This is a genomic window from Catenulispora sp. MAP12-49 (assembly GCF_041262705.1).
Classification (GTDB): domain Bacteria; phylum Actinomycetota; class Actinomycetes; order Streptomycetales; family Catenulisporaceae; genus Catenulispora.
In genome coordinates, this window is sequence record NZ_JBGCCP010000009.1 from 164,082 (window position 1) to 177,065 (window position 12,984).

At 71.2% G+C, this 12,984-nt stretch carries 14 protein-coding genes and 1 pseudogene; 8 read left to right on the forward strand and 7 right to left on the reverse strand.

The features are described from left to right. Window positions 1–169 precede the first annotated feature (169 nt). Window positions 170–1,192, forward strand: coding sequence for a DMT family transporter (locus ABIA35_RS18965; protein ID WP_370358747.1), 1,023 nt, complete (start codon window positions 170–172; stop codon window positions 1,190–1,192). A gap of 7 nt (window positions 1,193–1,199) precedes the next feature. On the opposite strand, the gene ABIA35_RS18970 is transcribed toward ABIA35_RS18965, so the two are convergent. The 3 genes from ABIA35_RS18970 to ABIA35_RS18980 all read right to left on the reverse strand — a co-directional run bounded on the left by ABIA35_RS18970 (window position 1,200) and on the right by ABIA35_RS18980 (window position 3,008). Further along, window positions 1,200–1,589 carry a hypothetical protein gene (locus ABIA35_RS18970; RefSeq protein ID WP_370341255.1) on the reverse strand — a complete coding sequence of 130 codons (390 nt, stop codon included), beginning with the start codon at window positions 1,587–1,589 and terminating at the stop codon, window positions 1,200–1,202. Between the two features lie 78 nt (window positions 1,590–1,667). Then, on the reverse strand, window positions 1,668–2,276 hold the full coding sequence (locus ABIA35_RS18975; RefSeq protein WP_370341256.1) for a YbjN domain-containing protein: 609 nt from the start codon (window positions 2,274–2,276) through the stop codon (window positions 1,668–1,670). A gap of 171 nt (window positions 2,277–2,447) precedes the next feature. Further along, complete coding sequence (locus tag ABIA35_RS18980) at window positions 2,448–3,008, reverse strand: MarR family winged helix-turn-helix transcriptional regulator (RefSeq protein ID WP_370341257.1); 561 nt, start codon at window positions 3,006–3,008, stop codon at window positions 2,448–2,450. Between the two features lie 115 nt (window positions 3,009–3,123). Between ABIA35_RS18980 and ABIA35_RS18985 the strand changes: the two genes are divergently transcribed. Continuing rightward, window positions 3,124–4,485, forward strand: coding sequence for an MFS transporter (locus tag ABIA35_RS18985; RefSeq protein ID WP_370358748.1), 1,362 nt, complete (start codon window positions 3,124–3,126; stop codon window positions 4,483–4,485). Window positions 4,486–4,817: 332 nt separating this feature from the next. On the opposite strand, the gene ABIA35_RS18990 is transcribed toward ABIA35_RS18985, so the two are convergent. Together ABIA35_RS18990 and ABIA35_RS18995 are read right to left on the reverse strand one after the other, a co-directional pair. After that, window positions 4,818–5,630: a hypothetical protein gene (locus ABIA35_RS18990; RefSeq protein WP_370358749.1), complete on the reverse strand. Its 813-nt coding sequence runs from the start codon at window positions 5,628–5,630 to the stop codon at window positions 4,818–4,820. Beyond that, window positions 5,627–6,208 (reverse strand): DUF4365 domain-containing protein, encoded by a 582-nt coding sequence (locus ABIA35_RS18995; RefSeq protein WP_370341260.1) that lies wholly within the window; start codon window positions 6,206–6,208, stop codon window positions 5,627–5,629. Before ABIA35_RS18995 ends, ABIA35_RS18990 begins: the two co-directional genes overlap by 4 nt. A gap of 129 nt (window positions 6,209–6,337) precedes the next feature. Between ABIA35_RS18995 and ABIA35_RS19000 the strand changes: the two genes are divergently transcribed. Next, window positions 6,338–7,399: a phosphodiester glycosidase family protein gene (locus ABIA35_RS19000; RefSeq protein ID WP_370358827.1), complete on the forward strand. Its 1,062-nt coding sequence runs from the start codon at window positions 6,338–6,340 to the stop codon at window positions 7,397–7,399. 109 nt (window positions 7,400–7,508) lie between these two features. On the opposite strand, the gene ABIA35_RS19005 is transcribed toward ABIA35_RS19000, so the two are convergent. Continuing rightward, on the reverse strand, window positions 7,509–8,582 hold the full coding sequence (locus tag ABIA35_RS19005) for a winged helix DNA-binding domain-containing protein (protein ID WP_370358750.1): 1,074 nt from the start codon (window positions 8,580–8,582) through the stop codon (window positions 7,509–7,511). 143 nt (window positions 8,583–8,725) lie between these two features. Then, entirely contained in the window at window positions 8,726–9,523 is a 798-nt protein-coding gene (locus ABIA35_RS19010; RefSeq protein WP_370341262.1) for a DNA alkylation repair protein, read from the reverse strand. Between the two features lie 97 nt (window positions 9,524–9,620). On the opposite strand from ABIA35_RS19010, the gene ABIA35_RS19015 reads away from it, so the two are divergent. From ABIA35_RS19015 to ABIA35_RS19035, 5 genes and pseudogenes are all read left to right on the forward strand, one after another. Then, on the forward strand, window positions 9,621–10,370 hold the full coding sequence (locus ABIA35_RS19015) for a hypothetical protein (protein ID WP_370358751.1): 750 nt from the start codon (window positions 9,621–9,623) through the stop codon (window positions 10,368–10,370). Between the two features lie 28 nt (window positions 10,371–10,398). Then, window positions 10,399–10,740 (forward strand): hypothetical protein, encoded by a 342-nt coding sequence (locus ABIA35_RS19020; RefSeq protein ID WP_370341264.1) that lies wholly within the window; start codon window positions 10,399–10,401, stop codon window positions 10,738–10,740. 111 nt (window positions 10,741–10,851) lie between these two features. Then, on the forward strand, window positions 10,852–11,316 hold the full coding sequence (locus tag ABIA35_RS19025; RefSeq protein WP_370358752.1) for a MarR family winged helix-turn-helix transcriptional regulator: 465 nt from the start codon (window positions 10,852–10,854) through the stop codon (window positions 11,314–11,316). A gap of 78 nt (window positions 11,317–11,394) precedes the next feature. Further along, a pseudogene (locus ABIA35_RS19030) lies at window positions 11,395–11,936 on the forward strand (MFS transporter); the annotation flags it as partial. Between the two features lie 20 nt (window positions 11,937–11,956). Further along, on the forward strand, window positions 11,957–12,976 hold the full coding sequence (locus tag ABIA35_RS19035; RefSeq protein WP_370358753.1) for an acetamidase/formamidase family protein: 1,020 nt from the start codon (window positions 11,957–11,959) through the stop codon (window positions 12,974–12,976). The last annotated feature ends 8 nt before the right edge of the window (window positions 12,977–12,984 follow it).

Consider the following 12,984-nt stretch of genomic DNA (forward strand, 5'->3'; position numbering starts at 1 on the left):
ACTATGGATTCCCCCCACCGTTCGCATCCAGGTTCGAACGGCAACTGTACCAAGGTGCTGCTATGACCTGAGGGGAGAACGGCCAGGTACGTGGGAGGATCGATGTCCTTGATCTCCTGCTGACGGAATATTCATTCGTCATTCGGCAAATTTATGAAAGACTGAGCGCGTGACCACCGAAGCCCCCACCTCCGATACGGCGCTCAGCGCGTCCCCGCCGGCTGCGGAGCTGTCCTCGCTGCCGCGCCGATCGGGGTTGCTGGCCACGGCCGGGCTGCTGGCCACGACGGCGGTGTGGGGCTCGACGTTCCTGGTGGTGAAGGACGCGATCGCCTCGGTGCCGGTGCCGGACTTCCTCGGGTTGCGGTTCGCGGTGGCGTGCGCGGCGATGCTCGCGGTGCGGCCGCGGGCGCTGGCGGGGCTGGGGCGCGCCGGGTGGCGGCACGGGGTGCTGCTCGGCCTGGTGCTGGCGGCCGGGTACGTGGCACAGACGTTCGGGCTCCAGACCGCCTCGGCGTCGGTGTCGGGGTTCATCACCGGGCTGTTCGTGGTGTTCACGCCGCTGATCGGTGCGGTGGTGCTGCGGCGCCGGGTGCCGGCGGCGGTGTGGGTGGCGGTGGTGCTGGCCACGGTCGGGCTCGGGCTGATCTCGCTGCACGGGCTGTCGATGGGGCGCGGGGAGATGCTGACGGTCGTCGGCGCGTTCTTCTTCGCGGTGCACATCGTGGGCCTGGGCGAGTGGTCGCACCGGCATGAGGCGTACGCGCTGGCGGTGGTGCAGATCGGGACGGTCGCGGCGGTCTCGCTGCTGCTGGCGCTGGTCGGACACGGGAGCCACCCGGGCATCACGCTGCCGCCGGACGCCGCGGGCTGGGCCTCGATCGCGGTGACGGCGCTGCTGGGGACGGCGGCGGGGTTCTTCCTGCAGACCTGGTCGCAGGCCCGGATGCCGGCCACGCGCGCCGCGGTGGTGCTGACGATGGAGCCGGTCTTCGCCGGCGTGGTCGGGGTGCTGGCCGGGGAGACGCTGGCGGTGCGCGGCTGGATCGGGGCGGCGATGGTGCTCGCGGCGATGTACGCGGTGGAGTTGGGGCCGCGGTGGGGGCGGGGGAAGAAGGCGGAGGGGCAGTCGGAGGGCGCGGTCCAGGTGCCAGGTCCTTCGCCGGAATTGTCGGCTGCGCTCGAACCCTGACAGGTCCTCAGCCGCCGACCGCGTGCTCCGCCCGCGCGATCTCCGCGTCGTACTCGGCGGCGTCGAAGCGGAACTCCGGCAGGACCGGAGCGGGGCCGTTCAGGTCGCGCCAGCCGCCCCACACCACCTGCTCGCCGTCCAGGCGGATCGTCACGGCCAGGGCGCCGCAGCAGGCCGGGGTGCAGTCGGCCTCGGCGAGCACGACCTCGCGCGGTTCGGGGACGGCGCGCAGTTCGCCGTGGGGCCGCAGGAGGACGTCCGGGGGCAGGCCCGGGCCGGAGACGAAGGACTCGCGGAGTATGTCGCGGCCGTCGATCATCGGGTGCACCGCCTCCTCGACGCCCCAGTGCTCCGATCCGCCGACCTCGATGCGGATGCTGCTCAGCCGGGTCGCCATGCCCTGATTCTGGCACGGCGGCCGACGCCGGAGCGTCAGCCGCCGCCTCACGCCGAGGACGTGCTTCGGTGCCGCCGATCAGTCCTCGGACTCGTCCGAGGCGCTGTTCTCGCCGGTGTCGGGCTTCTTGTCGGTGTCGGCCTTGATGTCGTTGTCGGCACCGTCGGCGTCCTCGTCCTGGCCGCCCTGGCCGACCGAGTCGACCTCGACCTCCAGGCCCAGGCGCTCGGCGAGCCAGCCGTGGAAGCCGATCGAGGCCTGCACCCAGTTCATGACGCTGGAGACGAAGTAGTCGACGTTCACGCCCTGCGGCACGACCATCTGCGCCTCACCGACCAGGCGCAGCACACCCTCCTCGTTGGTGTGCGTGTACACCTTCGGCCACAGCGAGTCGCGGTTCCACTCGTCGATGACGTCGAGCAGTTCCTGCTTCTCCTCCAGCGGGTACGCGCGCTCGTAGAAGGCGCGGACCGCGAACAGCTCCTTGGCGTCGCCGCGGAACATCGCGTAGACGCGGAAGCCCGGCCACGAGGCGACGATGTCGCCCTCGTCATCGGTGCCGTACTTGATCCCGACCTGCTCGAACAGGTCGCCGATCAGGTTCGCGTCCGGCTTGATGATCGGCGGCGGGCCCTGCGGCGGCTGCTGCGGGCCGAAGTTCGGGATGGCTCCCGGGTCGATGGTCATGCGTTGTCCTCAGCGGCAGATTCAGAAGTTGGCTCTTCCATCCTGTCATCACCCGGCCGCCAGGCTGTACTCCAGCGGCGCGCGTCTGACGCGGTTCCGCCTCGTATTCTGGCCGAGCCGCCGCCCGGATCGGCCGGATCGGGGCGGATGTCGGCCGATGTTCACACGGAGCTAGCCTTCCTCGCCGCCCTCGGCGCCCAGCCCCGACCCCGCGAACAGGTACTCCACCAGCTTGGCCAGCGCCGGCAGCGCCGCGGCGACCACCTCCTGCTCCGGCACCTCCAGCCGCTCCAGGGCGGCGCCGATGCGCCGCTGGTGCGCGAACTGCCAGTCGGCGAGCTGGCGGCGGCCGGCCTCGGTCAGCTCCACCACCGCCACGCGGCGGTCGTCGGCGTGGGTCCCGCGCACCACCAGGCCGGCGGTCATCAGCTGGCCGATCAGGCCGCTGACCGTGGAGGTGGACAGGCGCTGGCGCGCGGCCAGGTCGCCCACGCGCGCCGGGGAGCGGTCGCTGAGCGCCTGCATCAGCTCGATCTGCGCCATCGGCAGCGCCTCCCACGGGTACTCCGTGCGGATCGACGTGCGCAGCGCGCGCCGCAGCCGGGTCACCACGTCGGTGAGCTGCTGGGCGGTCGCGTCGGAGGGCGCGGACGGCGCGGACTGCTCGGGCGGCCCTGAGGACTCGGGCGGCTCGGGTGTGTGGGGCGTCGCGGGGGTCTCCTGCGTAGGCATGTCCAGACCTTAGAAGACCGGGGCCCGGTTGCGCCCGCCCCTCCGCACGGTTGAGACACAGTGTCGGGGTTCCGAATATTTCGGTGTCCGAAACTTTCGGAGTACGCTCTAAATCGTGAACGTCCTCCTTCGTGAGCGACCCCGCCCGGACCGCATACGCAACCACCCCTCGGCCTGGCGCCTGGCCGTCCTGACAGTCTGCTTCGGCGCCTTCATGGGCCAGCTCGACGCCTCGATCACCACCCTGGCCTACCCGGCGCTGCGCACCGAGTTCAGCGCCTCCCTGGCCGCGGTCTCCTGGGTCTCCCTGTCGTACCTGCTGACGCTCACCCTCCTGCTGGTCCCGACCGGCCGCCTGTCGGACGCCCTGGGCCGCAAGCTCTTCTACGTCTACGGCTTCGCCGTCTTCACCGCCGCCTCCGCGGCCTGCGCCCTGGCCCCCAGCCTGGACACCCTGATCGTCTTCCGCGTGGTCCAGGCCCTGGGCGCGGCGATGCTCCAGGCCAACAGCATCGCGCTGATCTCCAACGCGGCCCCGCGCGAGAAGCTGCGCCAGGCCCTGGGGATCCAGGCCGCGGCGCAGGCGCTGGGCCTGGGCCTGGGTCCGGCGGTCGGCGGCCTGCTGGTGGACACCCTGGGCTGGCGCTGGGTGTTCGGGGTGAACGTCCCGGTCGGGGTGGTGGCGCTGGTCGGCGGCGTGTTCCTGCTCCCGCGCACCCGCGAGCGCACCCCCGGGCTGCGGCCGGACCTGGCGCCCTTGAAGCAGCACGACGTGCGCTGGGGCCTGCTCGGCGCGGCCGGCGGCTACCTGGTCCTGTTCGGGCCGCTGGTGCTGGTGCCGGTGATCATGGCCGCGCGCGGCGCCAGCGCGCTGTCCTCCGGGCTGGTGCTGACCACGCTGCCGGTCGGCTTCGCGGTCGGCGCGTCGTTCGTGAAGTGCCGGGCCGGGGTCGGGCTCGGTCTGGCGGTCGCCGCGCTGGCCGGGCTGCTGGTGCTGCCGTTCGAACCGCTGGTGCTGGTCCCCCTGCTGGGTGTTCTGGGCCTGGGCCTGGGCGCCTACGCGCCGGCGAACAACGCGCAGGTGATGGCGGCGGTCCCGCAGAAGTCGTCCGGGGTCGTCAGCGGGTTGTTGAACACCGCGCGCAGTCTCGGGACATCCGGTGGCGTGTACGTGGTGACGTCCGCTATTGCGCTGGCCAACCACAGCAGCGGACGCGGGGCGCGCTATGCGTTCGCGGGCCTATTGCTCGTCTGCCTGCTGACCCTGTTCGTGGCGGTCCGCCAGATACACCCGGGCACGCACCCGGTCGCGGACGAACTCGTCGACGAGCTGCCAACCCCACTCGGGCCGCAGGTCGGGCCGCTTGTGCGGGGTGACGATCAGCAGCGCGTCGCACACCTGGGCCAGCTGCCACGCCAGCAGTGGAAGCCGGGAGGCGTCGGCCAGGTGGAGCGCGAAGCTGCACACAGTCAGTGAGTAGTGGCGGCCGGCCAAGGCGCCGGCGGCCACGTCCTCGAAGCTCAACTCTTCTGCGGGGATCCCTATAGCGGCGCTGTACGCGGCGGCCGTATAGGGATCCACTCCGTCGATGTCCTCAGCGCCCATCGCCAGGAGCGCACGTGTCGCCTCACCGCTGCCACACGCCAGGTCCAGCACATGGTCCAGCTCTAAGGAGTTCCGCTCCACGCTCTCGCGGATGACGGCACGCACAGCGTTCTCATGAGGGTTGCTGTACTCGGCCCCGAAACGCTTGTAGTACTCCTCCGCCCCGAACTCTTCATAGGCGCCGCGGATGGAGGACATACAGATCACGATAAGTCGCGCAGCTCCTTGGCCGCTCGTGCCACCTCCCCAAGCACGTGCGGAGTGAACTCGAAGACCGCCTGGTCGCCCTTGAACGGCACGTCCGGCGACCAGGTGAAGCGCAGCTCATAGCCGGACCGTTTTCGTCCCCCCATGCGCGCCAGCGCCGCGCAGACCTCTTTGGCGAGCGTCGGGCGGGTCGCCCGGTAGCCGTTCACGATCGGGAAGTACGCCTGGGACTCGTGATCCCCTATGGCGGCCCGGAAGGCGCCCAGGACGCCTTCGTACATCGTCCGGGTCACCTTGCGCTCCACCGGCTCCCCGATGTCCGGGGTGAGGACGGTGCGCACCGTGAGCACCGGCACGCCGGTCCGCGAGGACCCCACCTCGGCCCCGCGCACGAAGTCCCAGGCCTGTTTGGCGTCCACGGCCCGCGCCGACGCCAGCGCCAGGTCCCGCAGGCCGGTCATGGCCGGCGCCAGGCCCGCCAGGGAGAACTCGCTCAGGCGCACGTAGAGCACGTCCGCCCAGCGCAGATCCAGGTCGCCGAGCACCGAGTCCGCGTCGCGCTGCTCGGCGTTCGCGACGGTCTCCAGCAGGTCGGTCATGCGCAGCGGGTAGTCGCGCAGCCGCTGGTCCAGCGGCACCAGCACTTCGTAGGGGTGCGGGTTCCGCACCCCGCGGGGCGGGTCGAGCTCCCAGATCTGGCCGCGCCCGTAGTCGCGGCCGCGGCGCCAGCCCGTCGCTGCCAAATAGCGGAGTACGTCATCCGGCCGGAGCCTTGCGGCCCGGCCGGATGCGGAAGTGGGGGCGGTCATGACGTGAGCATCTCCCGGAACTCATCGCCGAACAGCCCGTGGAGGGCCCTGATACTAAGCAGATTCTCACGAGGGACGCGCACTGTATACGTACTTGACCGGTTTCTTCCCGGCAACGGGAGCGCGTCGTGGAAACACGCCCAATACGCGGCATGCCTGAGGATTAGCCGGTCCGCGGTGATGTCCGTCCAGGTCGTGGAGTCCTTCGGGACGACGACCAGGAACAGGAACCGGGGCACCAGGTAGTCGCGCCCGGCGAGCCAGTTGAAGTTCTTCACCTCCAGCGGGTACCGCCAGGCGACGTCGTTTCCGCGCGGGTCGGACCAGGACTTCACCTGAGCGTCTATGAGCGGGAACCCGCGGCGGCCGTTCGCCGCCGGGTAGCGCAGCGTCCAGTCCACTCCGACCCGGTCTCGGTCGGAGCGCAGGGCGTCGAGATTGGCCGCGGCGGCCAGGGCTCTGATGAAGGTCTCACCGAAGTCGCCCTGGTGTCCGGAATCGCCGAGGGTCAGGGGGCGTCCGGCACCCCCGGTCTTGTTCTCGTCAGCCTGGAACCCTTGATCGATCGTCCCCGTCATGGCTTCCCTTATACGCACTCTCATCGGGGTTGTCGGGTCCTGATACAAGAGTAACCTGGACTAACCGTCATCGATAGGTCACTTAGCGTTGACTGCGGGTGAACATCTAAGGTGGTCCCCGTGATCAGCATGTTCGGGAAACGCCTCGGTATCGTCTCCGCGAGCCTCGCGGTGGTGGCCGCGGTCGCCGGGTGTTCGTCGTCGGAGGGTTCGGGTTCTGCCACCGGAACGGCTCCGGCGGGCAAGAAGTTCGGTACCGCAGCGCCGACGTCGGGGACGTCGAGCGCTTCTTCAAGCGCTTCGGGCTCTTCTTCAGGCACAGCTCCTTCGGGTGCTGCCTCCTCGGCCGCGACGCCGCCGGCGGCCAAGCCCCCGGCGCACGTGCCGGTCGCGCCGGGTTCGTCCAGCTCGGGGCCGTCCACGCAGGTGCCCGGATACGTCGCCGCCGATCTGGTCGGCGGTCTGCTCACCTGGCGGCCGGGCGCCGCGGGCGTGGAGCTGACCGGGGACGATTCCGCCTTCGCGGCGCGCTTCGACCCCTCAGCGGTGCGCTTCGTCCTGCACGCCGGCACGCAGGTCCCCGGCGGGGCCGGCTGGCCGGGCGGCAACACCGCGGACACGAGCGGGCTGCTCGCCGGGTGGAACGGGGGGTTCCTCATGGCCAACAACGCTTCCTGGGGTGGGTTCTACCTCGGCGGGAGGACGACGTACGGACCGCTGCGGACCGGAACCGCCTCCGAGGTCTTCTACAAGGACGGGTCCATGGACGTCCTGGCCTGGCCCGGCGGACTGCCCAGCACCGACGTCGCCGGCGTCCGGCAGAACCTGGCCCTGCTGATCAACGACGGCAAGCTCGCGACGGACCTCAACGGCGGGACGGACGCGGACGAGCACACCTGGGGCTTCACCAACAACTCGGCGGACGTGCACGGCAACCGGTCGGGGATCGGGGTGACGGCGGACGGGAAGATGGTCTACGCGGCGGTGCACGGGGCGTCCCCCCTGCAACTCGCGCAATACCTCCAGCGGGCCGGCGCGGTGCGCGCCATGGAGTTGGACATCAACTTCACGCGACCGATCTTCGGGACGTACGCGGGGGGACACTGGACCAAACCGGCCCCCTGGCTCGGGCCGGCCGAACGCTTCACGTCCGGGAACGAGCGGGATTTCGTTGTGGTCTATGCGCGCTGAGTTCTGTCGCGCTCGGTTCTGTTGCGCTGAGTTCTGTATTGCAAAGTCCGCCAGGTGGCAGATGCCCGCTGAACTGCGGGATTACTCCTCGTGAGGGACGTCCGCGTGGTCAGAACGCTGCGGCGGCGGCCAGTTCGGCCTGCCAGGCTTGCGCGGCGCCGGCCGGCAGGTCCTGGAACGGCTCCAGCAACCCGGCTTTCCAGGTCCCGACGATCCGGCCGGCGTCGAGCATGGTCTGGGCGATCATGCCGCCCCCGGCGTTGACGCGCTTGGCGAAGGCCGGATCCAGGATCAGCTCGCGCGAGCGGTGGCCCAGCAGGTAGGGGTCGAAGCGGGCCAGCAGACGGTACGGACGCTGCGGCGGCGCGGGTTCGATGCCGCGCGGCACGAGCAGGCGGTGTGCGTCGTGGCCGACCTCTTCGAGGGAGTCCCGGACGAGGTCGACGCCGGTGGTGGCATCGGCGGCGGACAGGCCGGACCAGGTGGCGAAGTCGGCGGCGGTCGCGGGGCCGTAGGCGGCGAAGTAGCGGGTGGCCAGCCGGGTCAGGGCGGTTTCGCGCTCGGGCGGCTCGGGTGGCGCAGGTAGCGCGGCGGTGGCGGACGGCAGCCACTCATCGAGCAGCACGTAGGTGGGCTCGTCCCGGGCGGCGTCGGGTCCGCGGCAGATCAGGCCGCTGTTCGCGGCGAAGGCGAGCAGGTGCGGCGGCTGCTGGCTCTTGAGGTCGATGACGACACCGTGGCCGGCCAGCTCGGCGACGATCTCGGCGCGCGTCAGGGCCCTGCCGCCGGCGAGGATCTTCGGCAGGGCTTCCATCGCCCGGGCGCACAGCTGCTCGGTGAGGGCGAGCTGCTCGCGCCTGCGCCGGTCCGCGCGCAGGTTCACCGGCCCGAGCACCGCCAGGAACGCCCGGAGATCCTCGGCGGCGACCAGGTGGATCGTGCCGCGCATCAGCCAGGTGCGGACGACCGCGGCCTCGGCGACGGCCGCGTCGACGTCGGCGGCGCGCAGGCCCTGCGTGCGCGACCAGATCTGGAGCCGGGCCGGGCCCGCCGCCTGGGCCTGGACGGCTGCGGCGGCGCGGACCGCGTCGGACACAGTGCGGCTCGCAGCATCGGCATCCCCCGCCAAGCCCTGCGCGCGCACCCGCAGCCAACGCACCTCGTCCGCGTTCAAGCTCCGCATGGGCCGAACCTACGGCGCCGCACCCACGACACGCGCCCCTCCCCAATCCGGGGGAACAACCACCCTCGATCGATTGTCCGCCACCGTCAACCGCCGAACACAGTACTCGCGCGCGAAATCCACCCGATCGGCCGCGCGCCCGCTCAAGCCGCCACCCGCGGCCCGGCCGTCCTGCTCCCCCGGCCGCCGCCGGCTGCCTTGTACTCCGCGGTCAGCCGGGCCGAGGCGTCCTCCGGCAGGCGGCGGACCGCCTCGCGGAAGGTCACGCCCGACAGGCGGTCCAGGCGGGCGGTGACCCAGGCCGCGACCCAGGTCGGGTCCTTGTGCGCGATCTCGCGCAGGACCCAGCCGATCGCCTTGCGGATGAAGAACTCGCGTTCGTCGACCATGGGGTCGGCGTAGCGGGTGAAGCGGACCAGGTCCGGCTTGCCCTCGCGGATCGCCGGGATCAGGGCCAGCAGGGACGCGCGGCGCAGCCAGAAGTCGCCGTCGTCGGCCCACAGGTCCAGGACGCGGGAGGTGCCCTCGCGGTCGCGCAGGACGACCTTGCCCGCGACGTCGCCGGAGAGCGGGTCCACCAGGGACCACATCGGCGCGTCGCGGAGCATCAGGGTCACGTCCTGCAGGTCCGCCGGGGTCAGCAGGCGGACGCCCTGGGCCAGGACGAAGACCGCCGCGAGGCGGCGCTCGTAGATGTCGGTGTCCCACAGGGCCGCGGCCAGGCCGGTGGCGTCGCCGTGGGTCGCGCGCCGGCCGCCGATCTCCTTGTACATGCCCTTGACCAGCTTGCGCAGGTCCGGGACCGGGACGCCCATGTGCGCGAACTCGCTCTTGTGGTACTGCTGGTCGTAGGTCGCTCGGGCCGCGGTGCCCAGGCCGTCCAGGTCGCGGTCGAACCCGGACACGAGGGCGGGGATCGGGGTGGTCGTCGCATCTGTCACGCGGTGAGCCTAACGATCGGGTACCACCATGCGGAGGCATCCACTGGTCCGTTCGGGCAGGATGGACGATCAGTGTTCACCGTCAGGAGGGACGACCATGCGGATCAGGACGCTGCTCGGCGCGGCCGCGGCGGCCACCGCGGCGCTCACGGTACTGGCCGGCTGCGGCGGCTCGGCGGGCTCGCCCGCCGCCAAGAGCGAAGCCGCCGCCACCACGTCCGCCACGGCGCCGGCGACGCCCACGAGCCCCACCGCGCCCGCGACACCCACCGCCGGCACCTCGGCCCCCTCGGGCGCCCCGTCGACCTCCAGCAGCCGCCTGGCCCCGGCGCTCATCCAGTTGTCCGACCTCCCGGACGGCTTCCGGGCCGAACCCCTGACCCAGCGCAACCTCCCCTCGCTCATCAAGGGCTGCGCGGGCCTGGAGGTGCTTCAGCAGGCGAACATCGGCGACCAGGCGCAGGCCGAGTGGACCAAGGGCGCCCTGGACGACTACGTGGACGAGGCCATCATCGCCCCGCAGGGGGAGAGCGCGGCGAGCCTGGTCCAGAAGGCCGCCGCCGCGCTGGACTCCTGCGGCTCGGTGAAGGTCACCGAGGAGGGCCTGTCGGTCACCCTGCACGCGACCCCGCTGAACCTGCCGCAGGTCGGCACCGCCTCGCACGCCTGGCACACCTCGGCGAAGTTCGGCATCGCCTCGATGGAGATGAACGTCGTCCTGATGCAGCAGGACGACCTGGTGGTGCTGATCGCGCAGACCCGGGTCGACGGCCACACCAACGACCCGCTGACGCTGTCGGCGTCGCAGGCTGCCGCGAAGCGTGCCGCGGCATTCCAGAAGCACTAGGTCTGGCGCCACGGCCTACGATCAAGACATGCCCTCCACGCCCGAACCCAAGAGACGGCCGCTGCACCTGACCGGCGAGCCCCCGGCGGCGGTGCCGGTCGACACCGAGTCGTTCTTCGGCCTGGACGCCATCGAGGACCCGCTCCAGCTGCTCTCGCGCAGCACCGAGCTCGCCGACGCCTTCCGCGCCTCGGCCAGCCGCGCCGAGCACTACCAGGCGGTGGCCGCGGCCCGGCTCACCGACCCGCGGCGCTTCGACCGGATGCCGGTGGCGGACCTGGCGCTGCTGACCGGGTGGACCGAGGAGTACGCGGCGAAGATGGCCGAGTTCGGCCGCACATTGCTGGCCAAGGGCGCGCCCTGGGACTGACCGGCGCGGACGGCGGCGGCGAATTCGGCGACATCGACGACATCGACGACATCGGCAGCCCCGGCGGCATCGGAACGGCTGTGAGCCGGATTACATAGGCAAACTATATAGATGGACGATGCAATCATGGGCGTGGACCAGAACCCGGCCGCGGTGGGCGAACTGTTCGAGACCGTCACGGTGCTGATGATGCGGCACGTGCCGGCCCCCGACGGGCTCAGCCTCACCGCCGCCGCCACTCTCGGCTCCCTGCAGCGGCGCGGGCCGCAGCGCATCACCGCACTGGCCGCCGCCCAAGGCGTGACCCAGCCGTCGATGACGCAGCTGCTGCGCCGCCTGGAGGACGCCGGCCTGGTGGCCCGGGTCGACGACCCCACCGACGGCCGCGTGGTGCTCGTGGAGCTCACCGCCGCCGGGGAACAGACGCTGCGCACCCGGTGGGCCACGCGTCTGGAACACCTGGACAAAGTGCTCCAGACGCTGACCGACGAGGAGCGGGCGACGCTGCAACGCGCCGCCGAGGAAGCCCTTCCGGTGGCGCAGAAGCTGGTCCACAGCCTCGCCGCACGCTACTGAGGTCTGCACCTTGTGAGGTCTGCAGGACTTCCTGACGCGCGAGCGGGACCGTAGTCCGATCGTGCGGAAGGAAGAACCAAGGTGTCCGTCACCGAGCCGATCAAGGCCCTGCGGCACCGCGGCCTGCTGACCTTGGCGCTGACCGCCCTGTGCTACAACTGGGGCTTCTTCACCCTGCTGGGCTACGCGCCGTTCCCGATGAAGCTGGGCACGCACCAGCTCGGCTACGTGTTCACCGCCTGGGGTGTGCTGGTCGCGGGTTCGGGATCGCCAGGACCCTGTACGCGAACCTCGCGCTGTTCGCCGTCAACATCCTGGTCGTCGGGCTGTTCGCGGACCACAGGGCGGTGCTGATCTGCGCGGTGATCGTCGCCGGCGTCTTCATCGGCGTGAACAACACGATCACGGCCCAGGCGGTGATGACCGTCGCGCCGGTCGACCGGCCGATCGCGGCGGCGTCATACGGCTTCGTGCGCTTCATCGGCGGCGGCCTGGCACCGTACGCCGCCGGGCGGCTCGCCGAGCACTACAACGTCCACGTCGCGTTCTACGTCGCGGCCGTGGTCGTCGCGCTGGGCATCGTGATCCTGGCCTCCGCGCACCGCTTGTTGGAGCAGTCCGCTTGACTAAAGTGCTCACCATGGCGAACTCGCTCCCGGTCCTGACCTTCAACCCCTCCGCAAGCGACTACGTCTGGACCTTCGGCGGCGCACCGCCGTTGGCCCGCGTGAAGCCCGGCGACACCCTGGAGCTGTTCACCGAGGACTGCTTCGCCGGCCGGGTCCGCTCCGAGAAGGACCTGGTCACCGAGGTCTGCGAGTTCCCGTTCCTCAACCCGCAGACCGGCCCGTTCTACGTCGAGGGCGCCGAGCCCGGGGACACGCTCGCGATCCACTTCGTGTCCATCGAGCCGGCCCGGGACTGGGCCGCCTCCACCACCGTGCCCCTGTTCGGCGCCCTGACCTCCACCCACACCACCGCCACGCTCCAGCCGCCGCTGCCGGAGCGGGTCTGGATCTGGCAGCTGGACCGCGCGCGCCGCACCTGTCTGTTCCGCGCGCACGACAGCGACATCGAGGTCGAGCTCCCGATGGACCCGATGCACGGCACCGTCGGCGTGGCCCCGGCCAACCTGGAGGTCCGCTCGGCCCTGGTCCCCGACGCCCACGGCGGCAACATGGACACCCCCGAGATGCGCGCCGGGGTCACGTGCTACCTCGGGGTGAACGTCGAGGGCGCGCTGTTCAGCCTGGGCGACGGCCACGCGCGCCAGGGCGAGGGCGAGACCTGCGGGGTGGCGGTGGAGACGGCGATGAACTCGGTGGTCACCATCGAGCTGGTCAAGGGCGTCCCCACCCCCTGGCCCCGGCTGGAGTCCGACACCCACATCATGACTGCGGGCTCGGCCCGTCCGCTGGAGGACGCGTTCCGCATCGCGCAGCTGGACCTGGTGCAGTGGGTCGCGCGCGACTACGGCCTGAGCGAGCTGGACGCCTACCAGCTGGTGACGCAGGGGGTGGAGTCGCCGCTGGCCAACGTCTGCGACACGAACTACACATCGGTGGCCAAGATGCGCAAGGCGTTCCTGCCCTCGGGCACCTCGGCCTACAGCGTGCACGAGACGCTGCGGCAGCGGGCGGCGGCCTACCTGGCGGGCTGACAGGGATC

Excerpts from the sequence above, each read along its gene's own strand:
- ABIA35_RS19020 (WP_370341264.1), top strand. The coding sequence starts at position 10,399 with ATGCCCTCCACGCCCGAACCCAAGAGACGGCCGCTGCACCTGACCGGC.
- ABIA35_RS18970 (WP_370341255.1), bottom strand. The coding sequence starts at position 1,589 with ATGGCGACCCGGCTGAGCAGCATCCGCATCGAGGTCGGCGGATCGGAG.
- ABIA35_RS18980 (WP_370341257.1), bottom strand. The coding sequence starts at position 3,008 with ATGCCTACGCAGGAGACCCCCGCGACGCCCCACACACCCGAGCCGCCC.
- ABIA35_RS19000 (WP_370358827.1), top strand. The coding sequence starts at position 6,338 with ATGTTCGGGAAACGCCTCGGTATCGTCTCCGCGAGCCTCGCGGTGGTG.
- ABIA35_RS18990 (WP_370358749.1), bottom strand. The coding sequence starts at position 5,630 with ATGACCGCCCCCACTTCCGCATCCGGCCGGGCCGCAAGGCTCCGGCCG.
- ABIA35_RS18975 (WP_370341256.1), bottom strand. The coding sequence starts at position 2,276 with ATGACCATCGACCCGGGAGCCATCCCGAACTTCGGCCCGCAGCAGCCG.
- ABIA35_RS19015 (WP_370358751.1), top strand. The coding sequence starts at position 9,621 with ATGCGGATCAGGACGCTGCTCGGCGCGGCCGCGGCGGCCACCGCGGCG.
- ABIA35_RS19005 (WP_370358750.1), bottom strand. The coding sequence starts at position 8,582 with ATGCGGAGCTTGAACGCGGACGAGGTGCGTTGGCTGCGGGTGCGCGCG.
- ABIA35_RS19035 (WP_370358753.1), top strand. The coding sequence starts at position 11,957 with ATGGCGAACTCGCTCCCGGTCCTGACCTTCAACCCCTCCGCAAGCGAC.
- ABIA35_RS18995 (WP_370341260.1), bottom strand. The coding sequence starts at position 6,208 with ATGACGGGGACGATCGATCAAGGGTTCCAGGCTGACGAGAACAAGACC.
- ABIA35_RS19025 (WP_370358752.1), top strand. The coding sequence starts at position 10,852 with ATGGACGATGCAATCATGGGCGTGGACCAGAACCCGGCCGCGGTGGGC.